This is a genomic window from Flavobacterium enshiense DK69 (assembly GCF_000498495.1).
Classification (GTDB): domain Bacteria; phylum Bacteroidota; class Bacteroidia; order Flavobacteriales; family Flavobacteriaceae; genus Flavobacterium; species Flavobacterium enshiense.
Genome location: NZ_AVCS01000021.1, coordinates 59,295 through 85,107 on the forward strand (window position 1 = coordinate 59,295; position 25,813 = coordinate 85,107).

The 25,813-nt window shown below is 37.1% G+C and carries 23 protein-coding genes and 1 other RNA gene; 14 read left to right on the plus strand and 10 right to left on the minus strand.

Features of this window, described 5'->3' with window-relative positions; genetic code table 11:
• Nucleotides 1-7: 7 nt before the first annotated feature.
• Complete coding sequence (locus FEDK69T_RS12465) at nt 8-442, minus strand: type I restriction enzyme HsdR N-terminal domain-containing protein (RefSeq protein ID WP_035630875.1); 435 nt, start codon at nt 440-442, stop codon at nt 8-10.
• A gap of 46 nt (nt 443-488) precedes the next feature.
• Between FEDK69T_RS12465 and holA the strand changes: the two genes are divergently transcribed.
• On the plus strand, nt 489-1,493 hold the full coding sequence (holA, locus tag FEDK69T_RS12470) for a DNA polymerase III subunit delta (protein WP_023574531.1): 1,005 nt from the start codon (nt 489-491) through the stop codon (nt 1,491-1,493).
• A 59-nt stretch (nt 1,494-1,552) separates the two neighbouring features.
• Here holA and FEDK69T_RS12475 read toward each other — a convergent pair whose 3' ends face one another.
• Nucleotides 1,553-2,632, minus strand: a complete 1,080-nt coding sequence (locus tag FEDK69T_RS12475) for a glutaminyl-peptide cyclotransferase (protein ID WP_023574532.1) — start codon at nt 2,630-2,632, stop codon at nt 1,553-1,555.
• 88 nt (nt 2,633-2,720) lie between these two features.
• Between FEDK69T_RS12475 and ffs the strand changes: the two genes are divergently transcribed.
• From ffs to fsa, 5 genes are all read left to right on the plus strand, one after another.
• Nucleotides 2,721-2,819: signal recognition particle sRNA small type (gene ffs, locus FEDK69T_RS15735), an RNA gene on the plus strand.
• Between the two features lie 75 nt (nt 2,820-2,894).
• Nucleotides 2,895-3,893 carry an enolase C-terminal domain-like protein gene (locus tag FEDK69T_RS12480; RefSeq protein WP_023574533.1) on the plus strand — a complete coding sequence of 333 codons (999 nt, stop codon included), beginning with the start codon at nt 2,895-2,897 and terminating at the stop codon, nt 3,891-3,893.
• A 133-nt stretch (nt 3,894-4,026) separates the two neighbouring features.
• Nucleotides 4,027-4,830 carry an SDR family oxidoreductase gene (locus FEDK69T_RS12485; RefSeq protein ID WP_023574534.1) on the plus strand — a complete coding sequence of 268 codons (804 nt, stop codon included), beginning with the start codon at nt 4,027-4,029 and terminating at the stop codon, nt 4,828-4,830.
• Between the two features lie 14 nt (nt 4,831-4,844).
• The gene (locus FEDK69T_RS12490) at nt 4,845-5,537 is read left to right on the plus strand and encodes a hypothetical protein (protein WP_023574535.1); all 693 of its coding nucleotides are present in this window, start codon (nt 4,845-4,847) and stop codon (nt 5,535-5,537) included.
• A 67-nt stretch (nt 5,538-5,604) separates the two neighbouring features.
• Complete coding sequence (fsa, locus tag FEDK69T_RS12495; protein ID WP_023574536.1) at nt 5,605-6,261, plus strand: fructose-6-phosphate aldolase; 657 nt, start codon at nt 5,605-5,607, stop codon at nt 6,259-6,261.
• 206 nt (nt 6,262-6,467) lie between these two features.
• On the opposite strand, the gene FEDK69T_RS12500 is transcribed toward fsa, so the two are convergent.
• The gene (locus FEDK69T_RS12500) at nt 6,468-7,877 is read right to left on the minus strand and encodes a thioredoxin family protein (RefSeq protein WP_023574537.1); all 1,410 of its coding nucleotides are present in this window, start codon (nt 7,875-7,877) and stop codon (nt 6,468-6,470) included.
• Between the two features lie 157 nt (nt 7,878-8,034).
• On the opposite strand from FEDK69T_RS12500, the gene FEDK69T_RS12505 reads away from it, so the two are divergent.
• Nucleotides 8,035-9,651, plus strand: a complete 1,617-nt coding sequence (locus FEDK69T_RS12505) for an ABC-F family ATP-binding cassette domain-containing protein (RefSeq protein ID WP_035630876.1) — start codon at nt 8,035-8,037, stop codon at nt 9,649-9,651.
• 61 nt (nt 9,652-9,712) lie between these two features.
• Here FEDK69T_RS12505 and FEDK69T_RS12510 read toward each other — a convergent pair whose 3' ends face one another.
• The 4 genes from FEDK69T_RS12510 to FEDK69T_RS12525 all read right to left on the minus strand — a co-directional run bounded on the left by FEDK69T_RS12510 (nt 9,713) and on the right by FEDK69T_RS12525 (nt 12,501).
• Nucleotides 9,713-10,285 (minus strand): uracil-DNA glycosylase family protein, encoded by a 573-nt coding sequence (locus FEDK69T_RS12510; RefSeq protein ID WP_023574539.1) that lies wholly within the window; start codon nt 10,283-10,285, stop codon nt 9,713-9,715.
• 27 nt (nt 10,286-10,312) lie between these two features.
• Nucleotides 10,313-11,194 (minus strand): pirin family protein, encoded by an 882-nt coding sequence (locus tag FEDK69T_RS12515; protein WP_023574540.1) that lies wholly within the window; start codon nt 11,192-11,194, stop codon nt 10,313-10,315.
• 26 nt (nt 11,195-11,220) lie between these two features.
• The gene (locus tag FEDK69T_RS12520; protein ID WP_023574541.1) at nt 11,221-11,535 is read right to left on the minus strand and encodes a GNAT family N-acetyltransferase; all 315 of its coding nucleotides are present in this window, start codon (nt 11,533-11,535) and stop codon (nt 11,221-11,223) included.
• Between the two features lie 87 nt (nt 11,536-11,622).
• Nucleotides 11,623-12,501: a pirin family protein gene (locus FEDK69T_RS12525; RefSeq protein ID WP_023574542.1), complete on the minus strand. Its 879-nt coding sequence runs from the start codon at nt 12,499-12,501 to the stop codon at nt 11,623-11,625.
• 549 nt (nt 12,502-13,050) lie between these two features.
• Between FEDK69T_RS12525 and pyrR the strand changes: the two genes are divergently transcribed.
• The 7 genes from pyrR to FEDK69T_RS12565 all read left to right on the plus strand — a co-directional run bounded on the left by pyrR (nt 13,051) and on the right by FEDK69T_RS12565 (nt 18,389).
• Nucleotides 13,051-13,602, plus strand: coding sequence for a bifunctional pyr operon transcriptional regulator/uracil phosphoribosyltransferase PyrR (pyrR, locus tag FEDK69T_RS12535; protein ID WP_023574544.1), 552 nt, complete (start codon nt 13,051-13,053; stop codon nt 13,600-13,602).
• Nucleotides 13,603-13,626: 24 nt separating this feature from the next.
• The gene (locus tag FEDK69T_RS12540) at nt 13,627-14,553 is read left to right on the plus strand and encodes an aspartate carbamoyltransferase catalytic subunit (RefSeq protein WP_023574545.1); all 927 of its coding nucleotides are present in this window, start codon (nt 13,627-13,629) and stop codon (nt 14,551-14,553) included.
• A gap of 35 nt (nt 14,554-14,588) precedes the next feature.
• Complete coding sequence (locus tag FEDK69T_RS12545) at nt 14,589-15,506, plus strand: hypothetical protein (RefSeq protein ID WP_023574546.1); 918 nt, start codon at nt 14,589-14,591, stop codon at nt 15,504-15,506.
• A 69-nt stretch (nt 15,507-15,575) separates the two neighbouring features.
• The gene (locus FEDK69T_RS12550) at nt 15,576-15,908 is read left to right on the plus strand and encodes a hypothetical protein (RefSeq protein ID WP_023574547.1); all 333 of its coding nucleotides are present in this window, start codon (nt 15,576-15,578) and stop codon (nt 15,906-15,908) included.
• A 70-nt stretch (nt 15,909-15,978) separates the two neighbouring features.
• On the plus strand, nt 15,979-16,884 hold the full coding sequence (locus FEDK69T_RS12555) for a ribonuclease Z (protein ID WP_023574548.1): 906 nt from the start codon (nt 15,979-15,981) through the stop codon (nt 16,882-16,884).
• 196 nt (nt 16,885-17,080) lie between these two features.
• Nucleotides 17,081-17,725, plus strand: coding sequence for a pyridoxamine 5'-phosphate oxidase (pdxH, locus tag FEDK69T_RS12560; protein WP_023574549.1), 645 nt, complete (start codon nt 17,081-17,083; stop codon nt 17,723-17,725).
• 154 nt (nt 17,726-17,879) lie between these two features.
• Entirely contained in the window at nt 17,880-18,389 is a 510-nt protein-coding gene (locus FEDK69T_RS12565) for a CAP domain-containing protein (RefSeq protein WP_023574550.1), read from the plus strand.
• A gap of 110 nt (nt 18,390-18,499) precedes the next feature.
• On the opposite strand, the gene FEDK69T_RS12570 is transcribed toward FEDK69T_RS12565, so the two are convergent.
• The 3 genes from FEDK69T_RS12570 to FEDK69T_RS12580 all read right to left on the minus strand — a co-directional run.
• Entirely contained in the window at nt 18,500-20,440 is a 1,941-nt protein-coding gene (locus FEDK69T_RS12570) for an OmpA family protein (protein WP_023574551.1), read from the minus strand.
• Between the two features lie 11 nt (nt 20,441-20,451).
• Nucleotides 20,452-21,360 carry a PorP/SprF family type IX secretion system membrane protein gene (locus FEDK69T_RS12575; protein ID WP_035656404.1) on the minus strand — a complete coding sequence of 303 codons (909 nt, stop codon included), beginning with the start codon at nt 21,358-21,360 and terminating at the stop codon, nt 20,452-20,454.
• 49 nt (nt 21,361-21,409) lie between these two features.
• Nucleotides 21,410-25,813 (minus strand): gliding motility-associated C-terminal domain-containing protein (locus FEDK69T_RS12580; RefSeq protein WP_035656405.1); only part of this gene is annotated, 4,404 nt, incomplete at its 5' end.

Below are 25,813 nucleotides of genomic sequence, written 5' to 3' on the forward strand. Positions count from 1 at the left end.
GGAAGTTTTAGGGTAAGTCTTTTAGGAACTGATATTGTTCGTTTTCATAATCCATGTAACAAAAATAATGATTTAGTCCGTTGGTCACCATTAAATATTTTGCTTCCAGTGTCATGTTGTAACGTGCAATCTGATCGAAAGTCTGTTGGGAAATGTTTACTTCTGGGGCTTTGCATTCAACTAATAGAAATATTTTTCCATCAGGCTGAAATACAACTACATCATACCGTTTTGTTAAACCGTTTATTTTAATGGATTTTTCAACATTAATATAGGATTTCGAATAGTTTTTCTGCTGTAAAAGAAATTGAACCACGTGTTGGCGCACCCATTCTTCGGGAGTGACAACCACAAATTTTTTACGGATTTCATCAAACACAGCGAGTTTATTTTCACTATTTTTGAACCGAAACGTATAAGCGGGAAAATTCAGTTTTTGCATCTGACAAAGCTATCATCAAATAACCAAATAACCAAATCAAAGCATTTTGGACGAAGTTTTAAAAATCATCAAAGACATACAAGCCGGAAACATCAAACCAATCTATTTTTTAATGGGCGAGGAGCCTTATTATATTGATAAGTTGGCCGAATATATCGAAGAGAATATTTTGCAGGAACACGAGCGTGATTTTAACCAAACTGTTTTGTATGGTCGTGATGTTACCGTTGAAGACATTGTTGGGAATGCCAAACGTTTTCCAATGATGGCCGATCGTCAGGTAGTTATTGTAAAAGAAGCGCAGGAATTATCCCGAACCATTGAAAAATTAGATGCTTACGCAGAAAAACCGCAGCCAACAACGGTTTTGGTAATCTGCTATAAATACAAAACGTTAGACAAACGCAAGAAAGTCACCAAAACACTTAATAAAGCAGGCGTTGTTTTTGAAAGCAAGAAACTGTATGAAAATCAGGTAGGCGATTGGTTAAAAAGAGTTTTGGCAGGAAAAAAGCTGAGTATTGAACCTAAAGCCGCTGCAATGTTCGTCGATTTTTTAGGAACCGATTTAAGTCGGATTGCCAATGAAATTGACAAATTGGCTATCATTTTAAAGCCAGGTGAAACTATTACACCTGCAATTATTGAGGAAAATATAGGTTTCAGTAAGGATTTTAATCCGTTTGAATTGCGTAAAGCTATAGGTGAACGAAATCAACTAAAAGCCTACCAGATAGCTGATCATTTTGCTCAAAATCCCAAAGACAACCCCATTGTATTGACAATCGGCTTGGTATTTGGTTTCTTTTCACAGCTTTTGCAGTATCACGGATTAAAGGATAAAAGTCCTGCCAATGTGGCAAAGACATTGAAAATAAACCCTTATTTTGTGAAAGATTATGATGTGGCGTTAAAGAATTACCCAATGAAAAAGGTGAGTGCCATTGTAAGTACGCTTCGTGATGTTGATGTGAAAAGCAAAGGGGTAGGGGCGAACAACTTACCACAACACGATTTGTTGAAAGAAATGCTGGTTAAGATTTTTAATTAGGAATAGTAATAAAAAAAAGCCCGTTGTAGTAACGGGCTTTTTTATTGTGTGGGAATGTGTTATTCCGTAATTTTTATTTCAAACATTTTGTCCCAGTTTTTTCCTGTAACAAAAATGGTTTTCGTTTTAGGGTTGTAAGCGATTCCGTTTAATACATCAATATCCGGGTGTTGCGTCACTTTTGATTTTAAATCGGATAAGTTAACAACAGCTTCCACAGCGCCATTTTTAGGGTCGATGATTGCAATGGCGTCCATCTGATAAATATTGGCGTAGATTTTACCATCAATCCATTCCATTTCGTTTACGGCCTTGATTTTTGAATTGGAAGTATAAACATTGATATAATCCACTTCTTTGAAATCAGCCGGATTAACGAAATAAATCTTTTCAGAACCATCAGACATTAAAAGGTTTTTGCCATCATTGGATAATCCCCATCCTTCCATGTTCGGTTTGAAGTATTGGAAAGTTTTTTCTTTTTTGAACGTATCGGGATTGTAAACATAACCTTCGCCGTTTTGCCACGTTATTTGGAACACCTTATTGTTTAGCACGGTACAGCCTTCACCAAAAACGCTTTCAGGAAGTTCTACAATTTTATGTACTTTACCGGTTTTGTAGTCTGTTTTGCGTAGGGAAGAAATACCTTTTAAGCCGGTCCCGCTTCCGGTCCCATTTCCTGTACTTTCAAATAAGGTATCTCGATAAAATTCCAATCCTTGAGTGTATGCTTTCAAATCGTGCGGATAAGTGTTTACGATTGTATATTTCAATAATTTCGGCTGAATATTGGAAACCAATTCCACACGTGAAGTTACTTCGTTGTTTTCGCCTTCAAAATAAACTAATGCTTTAATGTTTTGGTATCCCAGTTTTTGATCTGCAAAAGGAAAATTCATTTTATCACTTCCTTTAACGGTGCCTATTTTTCTATCATTGATATAATAAATAATTGAGTCTATTTTTTTGTTTTCAGGATTATTTAAGGCTAAAGAAAGTGATTCCTGAGGCTTATATTGCTCTTTAAATTGGGAAGAATCGAAAGAAAATAAATTTTCTGTGGCTTTTTTATCACTGTTACAGGAAATAATTACTGTTCCTAATAATATGAATGCTAATAGGTTATGTTTTTTCATCGTTTAAAAATTGTTAAAGGCAATATACAATGTTATTTTTATATCTTCAATTGACTTGCAAAAAAATAAAAAAATTGTATATTTGCACCGGCAAGTCCTACACGACCAGCTCCTGCAGACTCCTCCAGGGTGGGAACGCAGCAAAGGTACGCGGTTGTAGCGGTGCGATGTAGGTCGCTTGCCGTTTTTTTAGAATATCTTTTCAGTTTATATATCTCCCTTGCGGAGATTTTTTTATTTTTAGGGTATTCAAAACTATCCCATGAACCTGTCCTGGCAAATCGTCCGTCTCAATCTTAAAGAAACTTTTTCGATTTCATATGGTAATTACGCTTTCAGGGAAGCGCTTATTATCAAGTTGAGTGATTTAGGTAAAAGTGGTTATGGCGAATGCACGGGAATTGATTACTATCACATAAGTTTAGCGGATTTCGATAAAAAACTCCATCTGATAAAAGATAAAATCGAATCCCAGAAAATTAATCATCCGACAGATTTTTACAAATTCCTGTTAACCTTGGAATTGCCGAGTTTTTTGCGTTCTGCATTGGATTGCGCCTATTGGGATTTGTTCGGGAAACTGGAAATGAAGACTTTTTCAGAATTGAATTTGATAGAAATCGGCAATATTCCGGAATCCTCAATAACAATAAGCGTTGCGCCAATTGAAACCCAACTTGATAAAATAGCCAATTCATCCTGGAGCAAATTTAAAGTCAAATGCAACCGTTTTGACGAGAAGGAAATCGAAAAACTTTTGCAAACAGGAAAATCGGTGGCTTTAGACGCTAACGGGAGTTATACTTCGGCACAATGTCATTGGCTTGAAAATTTTGAAGCGTCAAACGGTTTTACTTATGTGGAACAACCTATGAAACCTGGAGCAGTTAATTTTGAGTTGCTGCATTACGATAAATATCCGAATTGGATGGCCGATGAAGATTGCCAGGAAAACATCGACTTAAAACTATTACAACCTCACTACAGAAGCATCAACATAAAACTGGTTAAATGTGGCGGACTAACCCCAGCATTAGAATTAATAAAAAAAGCCAGAAATTTAAATTTCAAAATCATGATTGGTTGTATGACCGAATCGACCATCGGCATTTCGGCAGGAGCAGCTTTAGCTTCTTTAGTGGATTTTGCCGATTTAGATGGAGCCAATTTAATTGCCAATGATATTGCAAAAGGAAGTCAGATAATTAACGGGACCATTCACCTTTCTGAAAAACCGGGCTTGGGAATCGAAATTACGTAAACATGGAAATGTGTAACCTGCATTTTTTTTAACGTAATATCTTCCTTACTTTCGTAGAGGTTATGCCCCATAATCTAAATCTATAAGTCAAATAATCTAAAATCAAATAATCGAGTAATCGAATAATCTAAAAATGAGCAAAGTAGTTTTGATTACAGGAGGTTCCTCAGGTATCGGGAAATCTGTTGGCGAATATTTACACCAAAAGGGATTCATTGTATATGGAACGAGCAGAAATCCGGAACGTGTTGAACATTCTGTTTTTCCATTGGTTGCTTTGGATGTGAGAAATTCAGAAAGTATCAAAAAAGCCGTTGACGAAGTAATTACTAAATCCGGACGACTGGATGTTGTAATCAATAATGCCGGAGTTGGAATCACAGGACCACTTGAAGAAATTCCTTCGGAAGAAATAAAAAACAATTTTGAAACCAATTTATTCGGGCCCATTGAAGTGATGAAAGCTGTTTTGCCTCAAATGCGTCATCAGAAATCGGGTTTGATTATTAACGTAACTTCTATTGCAGGTTATATGGGATTACCGTATCGAAGCGTGTATTCGGCATCAAAAGGAGCGTTGGAATTAATTACCGAAGCCCTGCGAATGGAAACTAAATCGTTTGGGATTCAGATTACGAATGTCGCTCCGGGTGATTTTGCGACGAATATTGCAGCTGGACGTTATCATGCGCCTTTAGTAAAGGGGTCGGCTTATGAAATCCCTTACAGTAACACTTTAAAAACAATGGATGATCATGTAGACAGTGGGAGTAATCCGGACGAAATGGCATTGGCTATATATGCCGTTATTCAGACTCCGAAACCGAACGTGCATTATAAAGTAGGCGCTTTGATGCAAAGGTTTTCAATCGTATTAAAGCGAATTCTTCCGGATAAAATGTATGAGAAATTATTAATGAATCATTATAAGCTTTAAGCAAATAAGCGATTATGAAGTTTAAATTTCTTCTATTTTTCGTTTTGGTATCCAACTTCTGTTTTTCGCAATCTTTTGCGGAAAATGACACTATAAGAGCCGCTGTTATTGTAACTGGTGGTTATGGCTTTAGCTATAGGGTCGTAAAAGTTCCTAAAGGATTGTCGTCAGCCGAAACGGATTATTTGAAGGATTTAAAAACCGGCACAAACTTTGACATCGGCGTTTATTACAAGTTTAATTCATTATACGGTGGTTTAGGACTGAAATTTAATAAATATAACTCCAAAGGGAGTGGTTACTCCAGTGAGTACGGTAGTTTTGGAGATGACATCAACATTACATTTTTCGGAGCTTCGGTTTTTCTTTCGTCGAACAGTGTAGATGATGGTAAAAAACGAGTGGGACAGGTATTTATGGAATTTGCTTTGGGCTATATCAAATACAGAAATGATTCCTATGCTTTTGCAAATGAACACACAATCTATTTAGGTGGAAATATAGGATTTTCTGCTTCCGGAGCTTATCATTTTCGGATTACGGAACGTTTTTTAATAGGACCGCAATTAGCATATGTAGGAGGTTTTTTGGAAAGAATTAATGTTAGCTATCCGGATAGCACTAGGGAAACTATAGTAATGGATGAAGAATCCAGAGAACGATTACATCGTATAGATTTAAATGTTTCGGCTAAATTTAGATTTTAAGTAAATTAATGAATAATTTTGCGCCAAATTTAAAGGAATAATACACAACAATTTTAAATACATCAAGATGAAATTTTTTATTGACACAGCCAATTTAGAGCAGATTAAAGAAGCACAGGCATTAGGTATATTAGATGGCGTTACAACAAACCCATCATTAATGGCTAAAGAAGGAATCACAGGAAAAAACAATATTTTAAAGCATTATGTAGATATCTGTAATATTGTTGAAGGTGATGTTAGTGCCGAAGTAAATGCTTTGGATTTGGAAGGTATGATCAAAGAAGGAGAGGAGTTGGCTGAATTACACGAACAAATTGTTGTGAAATTACCGATGACAAAAGAAGGAATCAAAGCTTGTAAATACTTCTCTGATCGCGGAATCAGAACTAATGTAACTTTGGTATTCTCTGCAGGTCAGGCGCTTTTGGCTGCAAAAGCTGGTGCAACCTACGTTTCTCCGTTTTTAGGACGTTTGGACGATGTTTCAACTGATGGTTTAAACCTGATTGATGAAATCCGCTTGATTTATGATAACTATGCTTTCGAAACTCAGATTCTTGCGGCTTCTGTTCGTCATACAATGCACGTTGTAAATTGTGCTAAAATCGGAGCTGATGTAATGACGGGTCCTTTGTCTTCTATCTTAGGATTATTAAAACATCCATTAACGGATATCGGTATCGCTCAGTTTGTTGCTGATTTCGAAAAAGGAAATAAGTAGTATTCATATTGCAGAAATCAGATTGCAGCGAGCAGATTAAAAGCAAGAAGCAAAATGACAGATTGCCCACTGTAGGATATAAAAAAAGGATTCAATTTTGAATCCTTTTTTGTTTTTCATTAATATCCGTGTTCCCTTTATTTGTAATAAGAAATCTGGAATCTGCTTACTGTGAAATCTGCGGCCAGCTATCTGCAATTTGAACACTACTTCAAATATTTTTCAAAATCAGCATCGAATAAGCTGACAAACGCATTTTTAACTGTTCCGTCAGGATTTAAAAGTAAAACGCGGTGAATTTTGGTGATAACCCATTCATCTTTCAGTTTTTGCATATCCGTTGCATGAAGTTCTGTGGTATCATTGAAATTATAGGAAGCAAGCGTTTGTTGCCAATCTTCTAATGAATCATCCATATTGATACCTACAAAATTCAAATCAGGATATTTAATTTTTAAATCGTGCGCTTTTTTATGAACACCTTCCAAATGCGATTTCGAACTTAAAGTCCAGAAGAAAACTATAGTCTCGCCTTTGCCTTTAGCTATCGAATTAAAGTCGATTTTTTCATTTCGTTTATTGATAAACTTCTGTGGAGGAAGTTTACTTCCCGGTGTCAATAGTTGGGCAGCACTCGATATTTTTCTGATTTCGTTGTGCTTACTTTTATCCGTGGAAAGCTGAAAATAACGGTCTAAAAACTTTTTATTGTTCGCCATATTTTGATCTTCGAGAAGATACATGAAGGCGATGTTGTTTAAAACACCGTTTTTTATTTTCTGATTTTTAATCAGCGTATCGGTTATGTTCAGTTTTTTTATGTTGGAGGCTAATGCGCTTTGTTCATATTCTTTTTCAGTGGTACAATTTTTATAGGCGATGTTGTTCAACATAGCCGTTATGTAGCGCACGAAATCCACATAAGTGGTCAAGTCCTCATTGTTGTAGTCAATCTTATTTCTGAAAGCATAATAGTTTTTAGGTAATACTTTGCAGATGTCTTCCCCGTTTCTCCTTTTATGGGCAATAGGGTATATTTCTTTTTTCGCGAGATAATCCAAATCTAGTGAAGCCTTTGCAAAAACATCAAATTTTTCGTTCCAGCCGATTTCGGTTTTTCTTCTTAGGTAAAATGATTTTTTTGCAGCATATGAAGAATCAATTGTCTTTGAGAATCGCTTGTAGTCTTTATCAAAAACATCATAACTTCTGTCGGCTTCATTTTTCAGGAACATTTCAATCAGGTAATTGTTTTTCTGGTCGCCACGGCCGCAAAACACTAATGAATTGTCGAATTCTTTTGTGTTTAACCGAAGCATGATACTGTCGTTCTTGTCAAAATAGACATACTGGTATTCCGGTTCATGCCTGAAAGTATACATTCCGGGAGCAAGTGAATCGATTTTTTTGAAAAAACGGTTCTTATCATCCAAAAGTAAAGAATCAATTACTTTATTATCCTTTAAAAGAAGTACATAACGGTTGTTCGGATTGATTATTTCACCTCCAAAATATGCAGTGTAGTTGTCGTCTTTGAATTCTTTGTTACAGGAACAAAGTCCGCACAGAACGACAGACGAGATAGGTAATAGTAGATTTTTAAAATAGGCGAACATTTAATCAAAATTAATTCAAAACAAATATAGGTCTGTAGGGGATAACTTGCTGTTAATGTACAGTTAAAATGCCAAAATGAACATTCTTATAATAAGGGGCCAAAACTCCGCTATTTTTTCTACTTTTGCAACACTTTTAAAAAAAATCAAAAAATCAATGCTAACAGTTTCAAATTTATCAGTTCAATTTGGTAAGCGAATTTTGTTCGACGAAGTAAACGTAACCTTCACACAAGGGAACTGCTACGGAATTATCGGAGCAAACGGTGCTGGAAAATCTACTTTTTTAAAAATATTGGCAGGTGATATCGATCCTACTTCTGGTCGTGTTATTCTTGAACCGGGCAAACGTATGTCGGTTTTAAACCAGAACCACAATATGTTTGACGAACATACTGTTTTAGAAACCGTGTTAATGGGGAATAAAACATTATTTGCCATTAAAAAGGAAATGGACGAGTTGTATGCAGATTACGATGATAAAAATGCAGACAGAATCGGTGAACTTCAGATGCAGTTTGATGAAATGAACGGGTGGAATGCCGAATCAGATGCAGGAGCGATGCTTTCCAACTTAGGAATTGGTGCAGAACTTCATTATACATTGATGAGTGATATGGAAGGGAAGATGAAAGTACGTGTGCTATTGGCACAGGCATTATTCGGAAACCCTGATGTTCTAATCATGGATGAGCCGACCAACGACTTAGATTTTGAAACGATTGGTTGGTTGGAGAACTTTTTAGCAAATTATGATAATACGGTTTTGGTGGTTTCTCACGACCGTCACTTTCTGGATGCGGTTTGTACGCATGTATCAGATATTGACTTCGGAAAAATCAACCATTACTCGGGTAACTATACTTTCTGGTATGAATCTTCTCAGTTAGCTGCAAAACAACGTGCACAGCAAAACAAAAAAGCTGAAGAGAAAAAAGCAGAATTAGAAGAATTTATCCGTCGTTTCTCGGCGAACGTAGCAAAATCAAAACAGGCAACTTCCCGTAAAAAAATGATCGATAAGTTAAACCTTGATGAAATAAAACCATCAAGCCGTCGCTACCCAGCGATTATTTTCGAACAAGAGAGAGAAGCCGGAGATCAAATTTTGAATGTACAGAATTTAAGTGCTTCAATTGATGGTGAAGTTTTGTTCAAAAACGTTGATTTAAATATGGCAAAAGGGGATAAAGTTGTTGTTTTCTCTAAAGATGCCCGTGCTACGACTGCTTTTTACGAAATTTTGAACAATAATATGAAAGCCGATACAGGTACTTTTGATTGGGGAATTACAACCACACAATCGTATCTTCCAAACGATAACCACAGTTTCTTTGAAAACGATTTGACTTTAGTAGACTGGTTGCGCCAATGGGCAAAAACAGAACCGGAAAGAGATGAAGTTTATGTTCGCGGTTTCTTAGGAAAAATGATTTTCTCAGGAGAAGAGGCTTTAAAAACAGGACGCGTTTTGTCTGGAGGGGAAAAAGTACGTTGTATGTTATCCAGAATGATGATGATGAGAGCAAACGTTTTAATGCTTGATGAGCCGACAAACCACTTGGATTTGGAATCGATTACAGCTTTCAACAACTCGCTGAAAAACTTTAAAGGATCTGTTTTGTTTACAACTCATGACCACGAGTTTGCACAAACGGTTGCCAACAGAGTGGTGGAAATCACACCAAATGGAGTAATTGACAGATATATGACTTTCGATGAATATCTTGAGGATGATAAAATTCAGGAGATGAGAAAGAAAATGTATTCTTAATAATAAAAAATCCCGCTTACGAGCGGGATTTTTTTATGCTTATTTGTGAATTTTAAGGACATTATTCAAAAATATCTCTTATTTCTTTTTTTAGCTCAGGCAACACTTCATGAGTAAACCATTCATTTTTAGCGAGCCAGATATTGTTTCTTGGTGAAGGATGTGGCAAAGGAAAATATTTAGGCAAATAGGATTTGAATCGCTTAACAGTTTCCGTCAGGGTTTTATCTTTCTTATCACCGAGATAATAGTTTTGGGCATAGTGTCCTACCAATAAAATAAGTTTTGCTTCGGGCATTAATGCCAGTAATTTGTTGTGCCAGAGAGGAGCGCATTCCGGTCTTGGCGGCAAATCGCCTGTTTTTCCGGTTCCGGGATAACAAAAACCCATCGGCATTAAAGCCACTTTGTTGGTATCATAAAAAGTGGCTTTGTCAATACCTAACCAGTTTCTCAGATTGTCACCGCTTTTATCATTCCACGGAATACCGGTGTTATGAACTATTCTGCCTGGTGCCTGGCCAATAATGATGAGTTTGCTCTTCGAACTTGCGGCTATAACCGGATTCGGACCAAGTTCAAGATACTTTTCACAAACTTTACAGTTCCTGATTTCGGTTAAGAGCTTATCCATCACAGTCGCGTTAAATCTTTGTTTTTTTTAAAATTTTGCAGGGGATGGCAGAGGTACAAATTCGGTTTCGCCCGGAACTTTAGGGAACTTTTGTTTTTCCCAATCTGTTTTGGCTTTTTCAATACGTTCTTTACTTGAAGAAACGAAGTTCCAGTAGATGAAGCGTTCTTCGGGAAAAGATTCGCCACCGAAAATATAAATGGAAGAATTTTCACCGATTTCAAATTCGCAAAGTTTAGTGTCTTTGGCAATTAAAATCTGCTTCGGGTCAAAAACAACATCATCGCTTTTAATACTTCCTTCTAATATGTACAAGGCACTTTCTCCAAACAGATCGTCTCCGATTTTTACTTTTTGGGGAGTAGTGCTTTTTATTTCGATAAGGTAAAGCGGACTGTAAACAGGTACTGCTGATTTTCTCCCAAAAGCTTCACCGGCTATCAGTTTGAATGACAGGCCGTCTTGTTCCCATTGCGGAATATCCTTTTCTTCAATATGTGTGAAATTGGGTTCCATTTCCTCTAATTCCTTTGGAAGGGCTACCCAGATTTGTAATCCATGAAGCATTTTTTCGAAGCCTCTAAGGAATTGGGGAGTTCTTTCTGAATGCACGATTCCTTTTCCGGCGGTCATCCAGTTTACAGCACCGGGCTCAATTACCATTTCGGTTCCTAAACTGTCTCTGTGCATGATGCGCCCTCTGAAAAGATAGGTAAGGGTGGAAAGCCCTATATGAGGATGGGGTGCTACATCGAAATTTTCGATATCGCTTAAATAGGTCGGACCCATATGGTCTATAAAGACAAACGGTCCAACGGCTCTTTTCTCACGAAAGGGAAGGAGTCGTCCAACCATAAAATTTCCAATATCGGCAGCGCGTTCTTCTATTATTAATTTTACGTTTGACATAAGCAGTTTTTTATAAAGTTAATGAATTATTCGTCAAATCCTTTAAAATGTTCATCCACGATACGTTTCCATTCAGGATGCCTTTTTATGTATGCGAAAACGAACGGACAAAGCGGAATGATTTTACTGTTATGCTCTTCAATATATGCCAGTGTTTTTTCAATTACGGCAGTTCCGGCACCTTTTCCTTCCAGTTCGGGTTCGGTTTCTGTGTGGATTAAAGCTGTGGCATACGGTTTTTCTTTGTAAAGAATGAAAGCTTTGTGTCCGTCAATGGTAATTTCAAACTGATTTTTTTCTTCGTTTTTTACTAATGGGATTTCTAAATATTCTGGTTTCATGATTGGATTTTTTAGAAGGTTAGTTTTTTAGGTAATTAAAAAAAAAACAACAATCGCATTGTATTGAGATTGCTGTTTTATTATTGTTTAGTCTGCCAGATAACCGAATTTACCTGTATTCACATCGTCAAATGCCTGAAGGATTTCTTCGTTAGTATTCATAACAAACGGGCCATGAGCGACAATGGGTTCGTTAATCGGTTCGCCGCTTAAAACCAAAACGGTAGCATTTTCAAGTGCTTCAATGCTAAAATCTTCTCCTTTGTTTTCAAACAACACGAAATGGTCTGTTGGAACGATTTCTGTATCGTTAACTTTGATGCTTCCTTCGATAACCAATAAAGCGGTGTTATAATCTGCAGGAAACGAAAATGAAGCTTTTCCACCTTCACTCAGTTTTGCATTTTGCAGATGAACAGGCGTGAAGGTTGATGCGGCACCTTTCACATCTTTGTACTTTCCTGCAATGACTTCTATAAATCCCGCATTATCAGGAAGTATATATTTGTCGATTTGCTCATTGGTAATCCCTTGATATTTAGGGGCCGACATTTTATCTTTGGCCGGTAAATTTACCCATAGCTGCACCATTTGAAATTCACCACCTTTTTTGCTGAACTCTTTTTCATGGTATTCTTTATGCAAAACGCCAGAAGCAGCTGTCATCCATTGCACATCGCCTTCACCAATAACACCGCCTCCGCCCGAACTGTCATGATGCGCCACTTTTCCTTTGTATGCTATAGTAACAGTTTCAAAACCTCTGTGCGGATGTACGCCAACGCCTCTCGGAATTTCAGAAGGCGGAAAATTGTATTTGGAGTTGTAATCCAACATAATAAATGGACTCATACGCTCCATATCCAAATGATAGCCACTCGGAATAAAGTTGTGTACCCTGAAGCCATCACCAACAAAATGAGGTGTCCTTGGAGCCGCTACTAATTCAATATTTTTTGTTGTCATTGTACTATTTCTTTTATTTAGATACACAAAGTTAGTTTACAATATTACTATAGCACTTAATATAGATTAAGAAATAAGATAAAAAAAGCTGTGGTTTCCCACAGCTTCTAACTAAACTAACTCAAATATTAATTTCTTTATTTATATCTATTGCTGATTTTGTATTGTTAATAACTATGTTAAAATTATTTTTATTTTTTTGAAAAACATAAAATTAAATAAATTTTTAGTTGAATTTACTTGTTTTATCGATAAAATGCTTAAAATAAAAAAAATGGTTTTTTGATGAATTTTTAAAAGGAGTATTGCCGATAAGAAAGTCGCTTCTGTAGTCAACTTGGTTCAATATCAACCCGGGATCCATTTTTATTAAAATTACTAAAACGAGAAGTGTAGGAACATTTCGATTCATTAAAGAATGATTTCAATCAAAAACATTTAAAAAAAAGACAGTTCAAAAAGCGGTCTTTTTTATGTAAACTGAGTACAGCAAAATTTTTTTTAAATAAAAAAATTGTACTTTTACGCTCCAAACTCAACACTTCATATATGAGTCAAAAAGTATTGCTCACTTCAAAAGAAGTCAATATCATTCTACATCGTTTGGCTTGTCAGTTAATCGAAAAGCATCTCGATTTTTCAAACACTATCCTTATCGGCATTCAGCCACGCGGTAAATTTGTTGCAGAGAGAATCAAACAGATTTTGGAAGAGGAATATAATATTAAAAACATTCCGCTTGGATTTTTGGATATTACGTTCTTCAGGGACGATTTTCGAAGAACCGAAAAACCGGTTGAAGCCAATAAAACCCAAATCGATTTTTTGGTAGAAGATAAAAAAGTGGTTTTTATAGACGATGTTTTATACACCGGAAGAAGTATCCGTGCCGCTTTAACAGCAATTCAATCGTTTGGAAGACCGTCCGGAATTGAGCTTTTGACGCTTATCGACAGACGTTTCAGTCGTGATTTACCTATTCAGCCGGATTATCGCGGACGACAGGTAGATGCCATCAATAACGAAAGGGTACTGGTGAACTGGAAAGAACATGACGGAGTAGATCAGGTGCTTTTAGTAGCCAAAACAACAAACAACTAAGAATTACAACAACACAGCATAACAATGAAAGAACTAAGCGTCAATCATTTATTAGGGATAAAATACATCAACAAAAACGATATCGATTTAATTTTCGAAACTGCCGATCAGTTCAAGGAAGTAATCAATCGTCCGATTAAAAAAGTACCTTCATTACAACATATTACCATTGCCAACATCTTTTTTGAAGACAGTACGCGTACCAAACTATCGTTCGAATTAGCGCAAAAACGTCTTTCGGCAGATGTGATGAGTTTTTCTGTGGCTCAATCTTCGGTTAAAAAAGGAGAAACATTGATTGACACCGTAAACAATATTCTTTCAATGAAAGTGGATATGGTTGTAATGCGCCATAAAAATCCGGGAGCAGCTTATTTTTTATCACAAAATGTTAATGCGAGTATTGTAAATGCTGGAGACGGTGCACATGAGCATCCAACACAAGCTTTATTGGACAGTTATTCCATTCGCGAAAAACTTGGTGAAGTAGGTGGGAAGAAGGTTGTGATTGTTGGTGATATCTTACATTCCCGTGTGGCACTTTCCAATATATTTGCACTGCAAATGCAAGGGGCAGAAGTTATGGTTTGCGGCCCAAAAACGTTGATTCCGCGCTACATTGAATCGCTTGGAGTGAAATATGAACCAAATCTTCGTAAAGCATTGGAGTGGTGTGATGTTGCGAATATGCTTCGTGTACAAAATGAACGTTTAGATGTGAATTATTTTCCATCAACACGTGAATATGCGCAACAATACGGTGTTGATAAAGCATTACTCGATTCTTTAAGCAAAGAAATAGTAATCATGCACCCGGGGCCAATTAACAGGGGAGTGGAGATAACTTCTGATGTGGCGGATTCTTCACAATCGGTTATCTTAAACCAGGTTGAAAACGGGGTTGCAGTTCGAATGGCTGTAATCTATTTATTGGCGCAGAAGATAAAATAGTCAAAAGTTAAAAGGGATAAGTTAAAAGTTTTATTATGAGATTAGCAGTTTTAGGAGCTTTTTTTATTCTGATTACTTCTTGTAAGAACACAAATAAGGAGGCTCTTTCTGATTTACAGGCTTCGAATAAAATTGAAACTGTGAAAAATAAGAATTATGAGCTGGTTAAAGTTGCCGATTCAAAAGGAACGCTTGTTTTGTTTCCGGGTTTTGGGCATTTTGCTAAGGATACTGAAAATGAGTTTAAGATTATTGAACTTGCCACAAAGAAAGGGGTTTCGGTAGTGTTGATGAATTTCAATCAAAGTGTTTTTTTAAAAGACAATGAAAAAGCGTCATTAGCAAATGAAATGGTTACAATTTTTGAAACCAATCAACTCTCTTTTGAAAATATTTATATCGGAGGTTTCTCCAGTGGAGGAAATGTGAGTTTGTTAGTAGGTAACTATTTTGTTGAATCAAAAAGTAAAATCCAACCCAAAGGCGTTTTTATAGGGGATTCACCTGTGGATTTACTGAAAATCTATCAGAATTGCGAAAAAAATATTGCTAAAAACTTCTCTCAAGAAACTGTTGAAGAATCCAAATGGATAGTTGGTGATTTTAACACTAAATTAGGCAGTCCAAAAAACGGTATTCAAAAATATGAGCAAGTTTCGCCCTTTACCTATCAAACCGGAAATATTGAAAATCTATCGGCTTTAAAGAATACCAAAATAAGACTTTATACAGAACCTGATGTAGACTGGTGGAAAAAAGACAGCGATCAGAGTTACGAAGAAATGAATGCTTATTCCATTGAAAAACTTTCACAGGAATTGAAAAAACAAGGTTTTTCGAATGTTGAATTGATTCAGACCAAAAACAAAGGATACCGCGCCAATGGAGAACGTCATCCACATTCTTGGTCTATTATTGATAAAGAAAACTTAATGGAGTGGATGTTACAATAAAATTGATTTGTTAAAACTGAAAATCCTCAGTAACTTAGCAACTCAGCCACTTAGCAACTTAATTTAATAATGAAAGTAGACCATAAAATACACACTACAATTCTAAAAGATACCGAAGGTGATGTTTCGGAGTTTCTTAAGAAAGTTACAGACCAATACGAATCCTTTAAAGACCGCAATCTTATTTTGGATGTTTCCCATGATAAATCGGCAGATGTAAAGGCTATCAAAACCTTTGTGGAATTATCTAAAAAACACAAGAAGGCAAAAAAATCATTTGTGATTGTTGCCGAAAACATCGATTTTAATGACGTACCGGCCTCTTTGTTGGTTGTTCCAACGCTTTTAGAGGCGCACGACATGATTGAAATGGAAGAAATCGAACGCGATTTAGGATTCTAATTTAGTAGGCAGTTACAGTTTACAGTATTCAGAAACTGCGACTTAGCACTGCTACTGAAAACTGAAAATAATGAAACTGACAATTCTAGGCTGTTATGCTGCCACACCACGTACAATTACCAATCCGACTTCACAGGTTCTGGAAATAAAAAATCGCATGTTTTTAATTGATTGCGGAGAAGGAACCCAAGTACAGCTTCGAAAAAATAAGATTAAGTTTTCGCGAATCGAACATATCTTCATTTCGCATCTTCACGGTGATCATTTTTATGGTTTGGTGGGGTTAATTTCCACTTTCATGTTGTTGAACCGTCAAACGGATTTACATGTTTACGGACCTAAAGGAATTAAGGAAGTAATCCTTTTACAACTCAGATTATCAAATTCTTATACCGGATATAATCTTTATTTTCACGAACTGGAAAGCAAAGAAAGTGAAGTTGTTTTTGAAGACGAGAGAGTAATCATTAAAACCATCCCGCTTAGGCACAGAGTATATACGAATGGTTTTTTATTTCAGGAAAAAAACCGTGAGCGTAAACTCAATATTGATGCTATTTTAAACCACGATATCGAAACCTGCTATTATCAGAAAATAAAATATGGTGGCGATATAACTTTGGAAGACGGAAGAGTAATTCCTAATGAAAAGCTGACTTTCGATCCAGAACCGTCACGAAGCTATGCTTTTTGTTCTGATACAGCTTATGATGAAAGTATTGTGCCAATCATAGAAAATGCTACCGTTTTATATCATGAGAGTACATTTTTGGAATCTGAAGAACATCTGACCGAAAAAACAATGCATTGTACTGCTAAGCAAGCTGCTACAATTGCTAAAAAAGCTAATGTAGAACAATTGGTTTTAGGGCATTATTCCACACGATATGATTCTATTGAACGATTTAAAAGTGAAGCCGAAAGCGTTTTTCCGAATATTCTACTGGCCGATGACGGGAGGGAATTTGAATTCTAGACAACTTAGAATGTTGGAAAATTAGACTTCTTAGAATTTTTTAATTAAGAAATTTCGAAAAAAACAGCTATGTTTATATTAAAGTGAATCATCAATAAGTAATCAGAGTTTCTAAGAAATCTAGAAATGAAAGTAATCTATGTTTCCAGGAAATCTAAATATCTAACTAATCTAATAATCTAAGGAGCCTAAGATAATGTCCGATTTAAGCAATTACCGAAAATCTTACGAAAAGAGTGAACTTCTGGAAACCAATATCCCTGAAGATCCTATTAATTTATTCCACAGATGGTTTTATGAAGCTGAAGATTTTGACGGACTAGAAGAGGTTAATGCAATGACAGTTACTACAATTGGTCTCGATGGATTTCCGAAGGCCAGGGTAGTTTTGCTTAAAAAGTTTAATGAGGAAGGTTTTATTTTCTACACCAATTATAATTCTGAAAAAGGAAAAGCACTGGAACATAACCCAAATGTTTGTTTGTCCTTTTTTTGGCATTCCATGGAGAGACAGGTTATAATTAAGGGTATTGCAGAAAAAACGTCTGAGACAGTTTCCGACAACTATTTTGACAGTCGCCCGGATGGAAGTAAGTTAGGTGCCGTAGTTTCACCACAAAGCGAAGTTATTCCCTCAAGAGATTTTTTGGAGGAAAACCTCAAAGCTTTGGAAAAAGAATATCAAAACAAAGAAATTCCACGTCCGAAACATTGGGGTGGTTATTTGGTTAGACCTGTATCGGTAGAATTTTGGCAAGGAAGGCCAAATCGACTTCACGACCGCATACGTTATCAGCTTTTAGAAGATTTTAATTGGAAAATCGAAAGACTTTCACCTTAAAACTTCAGAAAAACAAATATAAATGTTAAAATTTAGTGTATTTTATCGATTTTTTTTGTAGATAATCGATTTTTAACTAATTTAGCTCTGTAAGTCAGTCAGTTACAATTTTGTTTGGTGCAAAAACAGAGCTTGACATTTAAAATTTGATTTTATGAAGTTATCGTTTTTTCGTTCCCTGTCTATCGTTACACTTCTGCTGGTTTTTGCTTCTTGTTCAACTGAAAGTACAGAAGAATCAATTCAAAACACATCATCTACAGAATATGCTGTAAATGATAAGTACGCTTACAGCCAGATTGAATTGGAAGTTGCTAATTTAATTAATCAGTACCGCATAAGTAAAGATTTAAAATCACTTGAAAAAATAAATCATATTTCTAATGTTTCGGAAGAACACGATGAATATATGATATCGATCAATACATTGACGCATGCCCTTTTTGCCCAAAGAGAGGAGAATTTGAAAGTTACTTTAGGAGCCGTGGCTGTTGGAGAGAATTTAGCCTACAATTATTCTACAGCAAAGTCTGTAGTTGATGCATGGATTAACAGCCCGGCTCATAAAGCTAACATGGAAGGTAATTATACTCACTTTGGAATTTCTGTACGAGAAAATGCAGAAGGAAAAAGGTATTTCACTACCATCTTTATCAGAAAATAATCTTAATTACAATATGTGTTTAGTTTCTGGGTTTTTATAATCCTAAAAATGAAAAAGCATTCACCTAAGTGAATGCTTTTTTTAATTAAACGAATTGTAAAAAAGAATGATTATTCCATACTAATGACGATAAATTCACTTCGTCTGTTTTTTTGATGTTCTTCTTCGGAACATTTTACTCCGTCTTTACATCTGTTTAACAGTTGAGATTCTCCATATCCTTTCGAAGTTAATCTGCTTCGATCGATACCATTTTTCACCATATATTCTAAAGTTGATTTTGCTCTGTTTGTTGAAAGTTTCATATTGTATTTGGCAGTTGCACGACTATCGGTATGCGCACGGATATCCACTTTCATTTTAGGGTATTCTTTCATTACGGCAATGACTTTCTCTAATTCCACAGCTGCATCAGGACGAATATTCCATTTGTCCAAATCGAAAAGAATGATTCCCAGATCCAGTACTTTTGCAAGATCGGTTCCCACAACAATAGGAGGCGCTTTTTTCACTAAAGCGATATCTGCTCTTGTTTCACCGCTGGAAAGAGGTGTTGCTACACCAATTTCTTTAGTTTCATAATCCGGATATCCAGCCCTTATGTAGTATTTTTTATCACACTCAATACCTTCTTCGAAGACAAAATTTCCGGATGCATCCGCATCTATGGTCTTGATTACTTCCATATTGGCATTCATTAATATTACTTTAGCTGAAGCTAAAGGCTGTAAAGAAGAAATATCAGTTACTTTTCCTTTTATTATCTGAAGACAAATACTTTCTTTGAATTTATAAATATCGTCAGAACCTGCACCGCCGTCCCTGTTTGAGGTAAAATAACCAATATGGGTTTGTGTATTTACGATGTATCCAAAATCGTCTTTAGGACTGTTTACGGGAGCTCCAACATTTTTTATCGATGTGAATGATCCATCTTTATTCATTTTAGATTCGAAAACATCAAGACCTCCAACGCCCAAATGATCATCTGAAGAGAAATACAATACATTTTTATCGTCTAAATAAGGAAATGTTTCACGCATTGGAGAATTGATCTTCTCTCCTAAATTTTCAGGAGCTCCAAAAGAACCGTCTTCATTGATAGCTACTCTGAAAATATCCGATTGTCCTAAAGTTCCCGGCATATCAGATGAGAAGTACAATGTTTTTCCGTCTGCACTCAAAGCAGGGTGGGCTACACTGTAATTATCATTGTTAAACGGAAGTTCTTTTACATCCTGCCACTTTCCGTCTTTTAAAGTGGCTTTATAGATTTTAAGTTTGGTGACTTTGTCATCACTTTTTCTCTTTTTGCCCTCATTATAGTTGTTTCTGGTAAAATAAACGGTATTACCGTCTTTTGAAAAAACAGGTGTTGCTTCGTGAAATTTTGAATCAAGGTCTTTCGAGAATTCCTTGGCTTCACTGAGTTTACCGTCTTCAGCTGCTTTGGCTGTGAAAAGTCTTGTAAAATTCTGACCTGTCCAACTGTGTTTTCTTTGGAAGACATCTTTGCTTTTTCGTGCAGAAGTAAATATAACATCGCCTCCTTTGAACATCGATCCGTAGTCGGAGTATTCGGTATTGATATCACCGGCATTTTCAACTTTATATCTATCCGAATCTTTTTGCAATTCAGCCAAGTAATCTTTCTGATTCACCAGTTCTGCACCTGTAGGATTATTGGTTTTCTGGAAAAACTTAGTTAGATATTCATCTGCTTTAGCGTAATTACCGACAGACTTTAAAGATTGTGCATACCTGAAATAATATTCAGGGGCAGCATCCGCAGCTTCAGGCATTGCAAACAATTGGGAATACCATTTTTCGGCTTTATCATATTCACCGTTGAAGTAATAGGCATCGCCCAGTTTTTCAAATAAGCTTATCGATTTATGGCCTTTTTCCGCAACTTTTTCATATATCTTTATTGCATCGATATAAGCATAATTGTCATACTTTTTGTCGGCCTTTGCTTCTTTCCCGAATTGAGAATATATATTATTACCAATACTGAAAATGGCAATTATAAGTAGTGTTTTGATTTTCATAACTATTCAATTTAGAAGAAACGAGGAGTTAACATTTTAGAATTATTGAACAATTCCCATCTCAGGAAGATCTCGTGGGACCCGTCATTATAATTTTTTAAATCAGTAGTTTCCATATCATACGCATATCCTATGAAGAGAGAGTTTGATATTTGAAATCCGGCCATTGCACTCCAGGCAGAATCCCATCGGTAGGCTGCTCCCAGAGTTAGTTTGTCATAGATCAAAAAGTTTAAAGAAGCATCGCCTTGCAGCGGAGCTCCTTCCGCTGCTTTCATAAGTATTGAAGGTTTGATTTTCAAGTTGCTTCCAACATCAAAAACATAACCTGTTATGAAATAGTAGTGCATTTTTTCCTTTGTAATCGAAACTGAGTTGTCTTTGTAATGATTTGTTTCGAAAAAGTTAGGAACTGATAAACCTGCGTAGAATTTGTCTGAGTACAGATATACTCCTGCTCCGACATTCGGACTGAAATCGTTATCGAGATTTTGAAATCTGGGATCATCCGGATTTTCGATAGTCAGCTTATTTACATCTATATTGAAAAGATTTGCTGTTCCTTTTAATCCGAATGCCAGTTTGTAATTCTCAGACATTTGGATAAAGTATGACAAGTCTGCAGATATATTAGTTTCAGTTGCAGGTCCGATTTTATCATTAACAACGGACAATCCAATTCCAAAACTTGAATCACTAATGGGTGAGTTTACAGAGAACGCAGCAGTTGTAGGCGCTCCGTCCAAACCAACCCATTGGGCTCTGTATAAGCCAAAGATGCTTAGAACCTCTCGCGAACCGGCATATGCAGGATTTATGGTAATGGTATTATACATATATTGTGTATACTGTGAGTCTTGTTGAGCGTAACCCATCATACCTATTAATCCCAAAACGAGTGTTATTAATTTTGTCTTCATGTTCACTAATTTAAATTAATTTGGTAAATAATTAATAGAAGTATGAGAATTATCTGCTTAAATATAAATATCCAGATTTATCGTTCCATTGCCCAGACTCATTGTCTTTGTATTTCATGATGTAGAAATAGGTTCCTCCAGGTAATAATTCACCTTTATTAAGAGTAGCTCTTCCTTCAGATTTTCCGTCAAAAACAACAGTTGTATTGTTATAGCCGCTTTTTTCGAATACCAGAATTCCCCATCGGTTGTATATCTGAAGATTGTTTTCAGGGTAACATTCTAATCCGTCGATAATTAGGTAATCGTTTTCACCATCATTATTTGGAGAGAATCCATTGTTCACAGTAATAGTACACGCAGCCAACACTCCGCAATCATCAACCACATGAACGTAAAATTCTAATTTTCTAGGACATGTTGTTTGTTCAGTTGTAAGGATGTATTGGAGTGTATAATAACCGGTTTGCAGCTGAGTTACATCAATTGTATTATTGGCGTGGTTAATAAGGGCATCATGTATATTTACACCAACCCATTGACCTCCAGGTTCGGTTCCTAACGGAAGAAGTGACATCAAATTGAATGTGGTATATGCACTGTCATTGTTACACAAATCCGGATTATCAGCACTAAAAGTGTCGCCAACAGTAACATGTACAGTTTGTGAAACCACAGTTTGATTACCACAAATATCGGTCACAGTCCAAGTTCTGATTATGTCATAACTACCTTCAATCTCTGAATTAGGATCCACGTGTTCTTCAAATACAACTGTAACTTCTCCTCCGCAGCTATCTGAAAATTCAAGTTCAGGAGCAGCTGGAATGCTAGAACATGGTGCTGTTACCACTTCACTAAGATTGGTCACTAGTGCCGGTGGAGTTTCATCAAAAACAGTTATTATTTGAGACATAGTGGATGTGTTTTGGCACACATCGGTAAATGTCCATGTTCTGGTAACTACAAATGAATTAGGACAATCTCCTTGTACTAATGTATCTACACTTTCCGCTGTTATATTTCCGGTACAATTGTCTACTGCTGTCAGAGAAAGTGTTGCTGGCACTTCAGATGCACAAGACACGGTTAAATCGGCTGGTACTTCTGGCAATGTAGGAGGAATGATATCTGAAACAGTGATAGTTTGACTTACAGATGAAGTGTTATTACAAGCATCAGTGAAAGTCCATGTTCTTACTACAGTGTATGAATTACTGCATGTACCTGGTGTAATCACGTCGATTCCTTCCACTGTAATATCGTCTCTACAATTATCTCTAGCTGTTAAAGTTACCATTGTCGGGATTTCGGAACCACAGGAAACTGTAATATCTGTCGGAGCTTGAGGTGCTACAGGCGCATTTATATCCTGAACATTTATGGTTTGTGATGCCGTAGATGAATTTCCGCAACCATCAGCAGCCGTCCATGTTCTTGTAATGGAATACGAACCTTCACATGCTCCTGGAGTAGTAACATCAACGAATGTTAAAGCTATCGGCAAACTACAATTATCAGTTGCTACAGCTTGTGCGAATTCAGGCTGCGCTGGGCAATTGATTGTAGCTGCTTCAGGAAGCGTTTCAATAATAGGAGGTGTGATATCCTGAACATTAATTGTTTGTGATGATGTAGATGAATTTCCGCAAGCATCAGCAGCTGTCCATGTTCTGGTTACAGAGTAGGAGCCTGCACATTCACCTGGAGTGGTTACATCGGCGAATGTTAAAGCAATCGGAAGACTGCAATCATCTGTAGCTACTGCCTGAGCAAATTCAAGTGTTGCAGTACAGTCAATTGTTGATGCAGCTGGCAATGCTTCGAAAACCGGTGCAGTAATATCCTGAACATTAATTGTTTGTGATGTTGTAGCTGAATTTCCGCAAGCATCAGCAGCTGTCCATGTTCTGGTTACAGAGTAGGAGCCTGCACATTCACCTGGAGTGGTTACATCGGCGAATGTTAAAGCAATCGGAAGACTACAGTCATCTGTAGCTACTGCCTGAGTAAATTGAAGCTGTTGTGTACAGTCTATAGTTGATGCCTCAGGTAAAGCGTTAAATACCGGAGGAGTAGTGTCCTCTACGACAATAGTTTGTGATAATGTTGATACATTTTGGCAGGCATCTGTAGCGGTCCATGTTCTGGTTATAGAGTAAGAACCGGCACATTCACCTGGAGTAGTAACATCGTTGAATGTCAGTGTGAAAGCAGAACCGCAATTGTCTGTAGCTGTAGCCTGAGCAAACTGAGGTTGCATTTTACAATCGATAGTAGCTGTTGCTGGAAGCGGTGCAATTACCGGAGGAGTAGTATCTCGAACAGTAATGGTTTGCGATACAGATGCTGAATTTCCGCAAGGATCGGCAACTGTCCATCTTCGTGTAATGACGTAGGAGTTCGGACAGTTTCCAGGTACAGTAGTATCAACTCCCGTTACTGTAATTTCTCCGGCACAGGTATCTGTTGCGGTTAAAGAAATCATAGGAGGAACTTCACCTGCACATGAAACTGTAATATTTGCAGGAGGGGCTTGTAAAACCGGATTGGATCTATCCGATACATTGATGATCTGACTTACAGATGAAGTATTTCCACAAACATCAACAAATGTCCATGTTCTGGTTACAGTATAACTGCTTGAACAACTTCCAGCAGTCACTGTATCTGTTCCTGTTACTGTAATTGGCCCGCTACAAGCATCATTGGCGGTTAATGATATCATTGGTGGGATATCACCGCTACAAGAAACAGTTACGTTTGCAGGAGCTTGTGGTATAACAGGTGATGTTATGTCTTGTACATTAATGGTTTGTGATCTTGTTGATGAGTTTCCACAAGCATCGGTAGCTGTCCAGGTTCTGGTTACTGAATATTTTCCGGCACATGATCCAGGCGTAGTCACATCATTGAAGGTAAGTGTAATTGCAGAGCCGCAAGCATCAGTAGCTGTTGCCTGAGCAAATTGCGGAACCGCAGGACAGTTTATGGTTGATGTTGCCGGTAAAGCTGCAATTACCGGTGCAGTAATATCCTGAACATTTATGGTTTGTGTAGCTGTTGATGAGTTTCCGCAGGTATCTCTAGCTGTCCAAGTTCTGGTTACAGAATAAGAACCGGCACATTGTCCGGGCGTAGTCACATCATTAAATGTTAACGTAAAAGTTGAACCACAATTATCGGTAGCTATTGCCTGTGCAAATTGAGGAACAGCAGGACAGTTAATAGTTGATGTTGTCGGTAAAGCTGCAATTACAGGAGCAGTTACATCCTGAACATTGATTGTTTGTGTTTTTGTTGATGAATTTCCGCAGGCATCACGAGCCGTCCATGTTCTGGTAACGGAATAAGAACCTGCACATTGCCCCGGAGTTGTCACATCGTTGAATGTCAGTGTGAAAGCAGAACCACAATTATCTGTAGCTGTAGCTTGAGCAAATTGAGGAACAGCAGGACAGTTAATAGTTGATGCTGCCGGTAAATCTGCTATAACAGGAGCAGTAACATCTTGGACATTTATGGTTTGTGTTTTTGTAGATGAATTTCCGCAGACATCACGAGCCGTCCATGTTCTGGTAACGGAATAAGAACCGGCACATTGTCCTGGAGTCGTCACATCGTTGAATGTCAGTGTGAAAGCAGAACCGCAATTGTCAGTTGCCGTAGCTTGTGCAAATTCAGGAACCGCAGGACAGCTTATGGTGGACGTGGCTGGAAGCGGTGCAATTACCGGAGGAGTAGTATCTCGAACAGTAATGGTTTGCGATACAGATGCTGAATTTCCGCAAGGATCGGCAACTGTCCATCTTCGTGTAATGACGTAGGAGTTCGGACAGTTTCCAGGTACAGTAGTATCAACTCCCGTTACTGTAATTTCTCCGGCACAGGTATCTGTTGCGGTTAAAGAAATCATAGGAGGAACTTCACCTGCACATGAAACGGTAATATTTGCAGGAGGGGCTTGTAAAACCGGATTGGATCTATCCGATACATTGATGATCTGACTTACAGATGAAGTATTTCCACAAACATCAACAAATGTCCATGTTCTGGTTACAGTATAACTGCTTGAACAACTTCCAGCAGTCATTGTATCTGTTCCTGTTACTGTAATTGGCCCGCTACAAGCATCATTGGCGGTTAATGATATCATTGGTGGGATATCACCGCTACAAGAAACAGTCACGTTTGCTGGAGCTTGTGGTATAACAGGCGATGTTAGGTCTTGTACATTAATGGTTTGTGATCTTGTTGATGAGTTTCCACAAGCATCGGTAGCTGTCCAGGTTCTGGTTACTGAATATTTTCCGGCACATGATCCAGGCGTAGTCACATCATTGAAGGTAAGTGTAATTGCAGAGCCGCAAGCATCAGTAGCTGTTGCCTGAGCAAATTGTGGAACTGCAGGACAGTTTATGGTTGATGTTGCCGGTAAAGCTGCAATTACAGG

Excerpts from the sequence above, each read along its gene's own strand:
- FEDK69T_RS12465 (WP_035630875.1), bottom strand. The coding sequence starts at position 442 with ATGCAAAAACTGAATTTTCCCGCTTATACGTTTCGGTTCAAAAATAGT.
- FEDK69T_RS12475 (WP_023574532.1), bottom strand. The coding sequence starts at position 2,632 with ATGAAAAAACATAACCTATTAGCATTCATATTATTAGGAACAGTAATT.
- FEDK69T_RS12480 (WP_023574533.1), top strand. The coding sequence starts at position 2,895 with ATGAACCTGTCCTGGCAAATCGTCCGTCTCAATCTTAAAGAAACTTTT.
- FEDK69T_RS12485 (WP_023574534.1), top strand. The coding sequence starts at position 4,027 with ATGAGCAAAGTAGTTTTGATTACAGGAGGTTCCTCAGGTATCGGGAAA.
- FEDK69T_RS12490 (WP_023574535.1), top strand. The coding sequence starts at position 4,845 with ATGAAGTTTAAATTTCTTCTATTTTTCGTTTTGGTATCCAACTTCTGT.
- fsa (WP_023574536.1), top strand. The coding sequence starts at position 5,605 with ATGAAATTTTTTATTGACACAGCCAATTTAGAGCAGATTAAAGAAGCA.
- FEDK69T_RS12500 (WP_023574537.1), bottom strand. The coding sequence starts at position 7,877 with ATGTTCGCCTATTTTAAAAATCTACTATTACCTATCTCGTCTGTCGTT.
- FEDK69T_RS12505 (WP_035630876.1), top strand. The coding sequence starts at position 8,035 with ATGCTAACAGTTTCAAATTTATCAGTTCAATTTGGTAAGCGAATTTTG.
- FEDK69T_RS12510 (WP_023574539.1), bottom strand. The coding sequence starts at position 10,285 with ATGGATAAGCTCTTAACCGAAATCAGGAACTGTAAAGTTTGTGAAAAG.
- FEDK69T_RS12515 (WP_023574540.1), bottom strand. The coding sequence starts at position 11,194 with ATGTCAAACGTAAAATTAATAATAGAAGAACGCGCTGCCGATATTGGA.
- FEDK69T_RS12520 (WP_023574541.1), bottom strand. The coding sequence starts at position 11,535 with ATGAAACCAGAATATTTAGAAATCCCATTAGTAAAAAACGAAGAAAAA.
- FEDK69T_RS12525 (WP_023574542.1), bottom strand. The coding sequence starts at position 12,501 with ATGACAACAAAAAATATTGAATTAGTAGCGGCTCCAAGGACACCTCAT.
- pyrR (WP_023574544.1), top strand. The coding sequence starts at position 13,051 with ATGAGTCAAAAAGTATTGCTCACTTCAAAAGAAGTCAATATCATTCTA.
- FEDK69T_RS12540 (WP_023574545.1), top strand. The coding sequence starts at position 13,627 with ATGAAAGAACTAAGCGTCAATCATTTATTAGGGATAAAATACATCAAC.
- FEDK69T_RS12545 (WP_023574546.1), top strand. The coding sequence starts at position 14,589 with ATGAGATTAGCAGTTTTAGGAGCTTTTTTTATTCTGATTACTTCTTGT.
- FEDK69T_RS12550 (WP_023574547.1), top strand. The coding sequence starts at position 15,576 with ATGAAAGTAGACCATAAAATACACACTACAATTCTAAAAGATACCGAA.
- FEDK69T_RS12555 (WP_023574548.1), top strand. The coding sequence starts at position 15,979 with ATGAAACTGACAATTCTAGGCTGTTATGCTGCCACACCACGTACAATT.
- pdxH (WP_023574549.1), top strand. The coding sequence starts at position 17,081 with ATGTCCGATTTAAGCAATTACCGAAAATCTTACGAAAAGAGTGAACTT.
- FEDK69T_RS12565 (WP_023574550.1), top strand. The coding sequence starts at position 17,880 with ATGAAGTTATCGTTTTTTCGTTCCCTGTCTATCGTTACACTTCTGCTG.
- FEDK69T_RS12570 (WP_023574551.1), bottom strand. The coding sequence starts at position 20,440 with ATGAAAATCAAAACACTACTTATAATTGCCATTTTCAGTATTGGTAAT.
- FEDK69T_RS12575 (WP_035656404.1), bottom strand. The coding sequence starts at position 21,360 with ATGAAGACAAAATTAATAACACTCGTTTTGGGATTAATAGGTATGATG.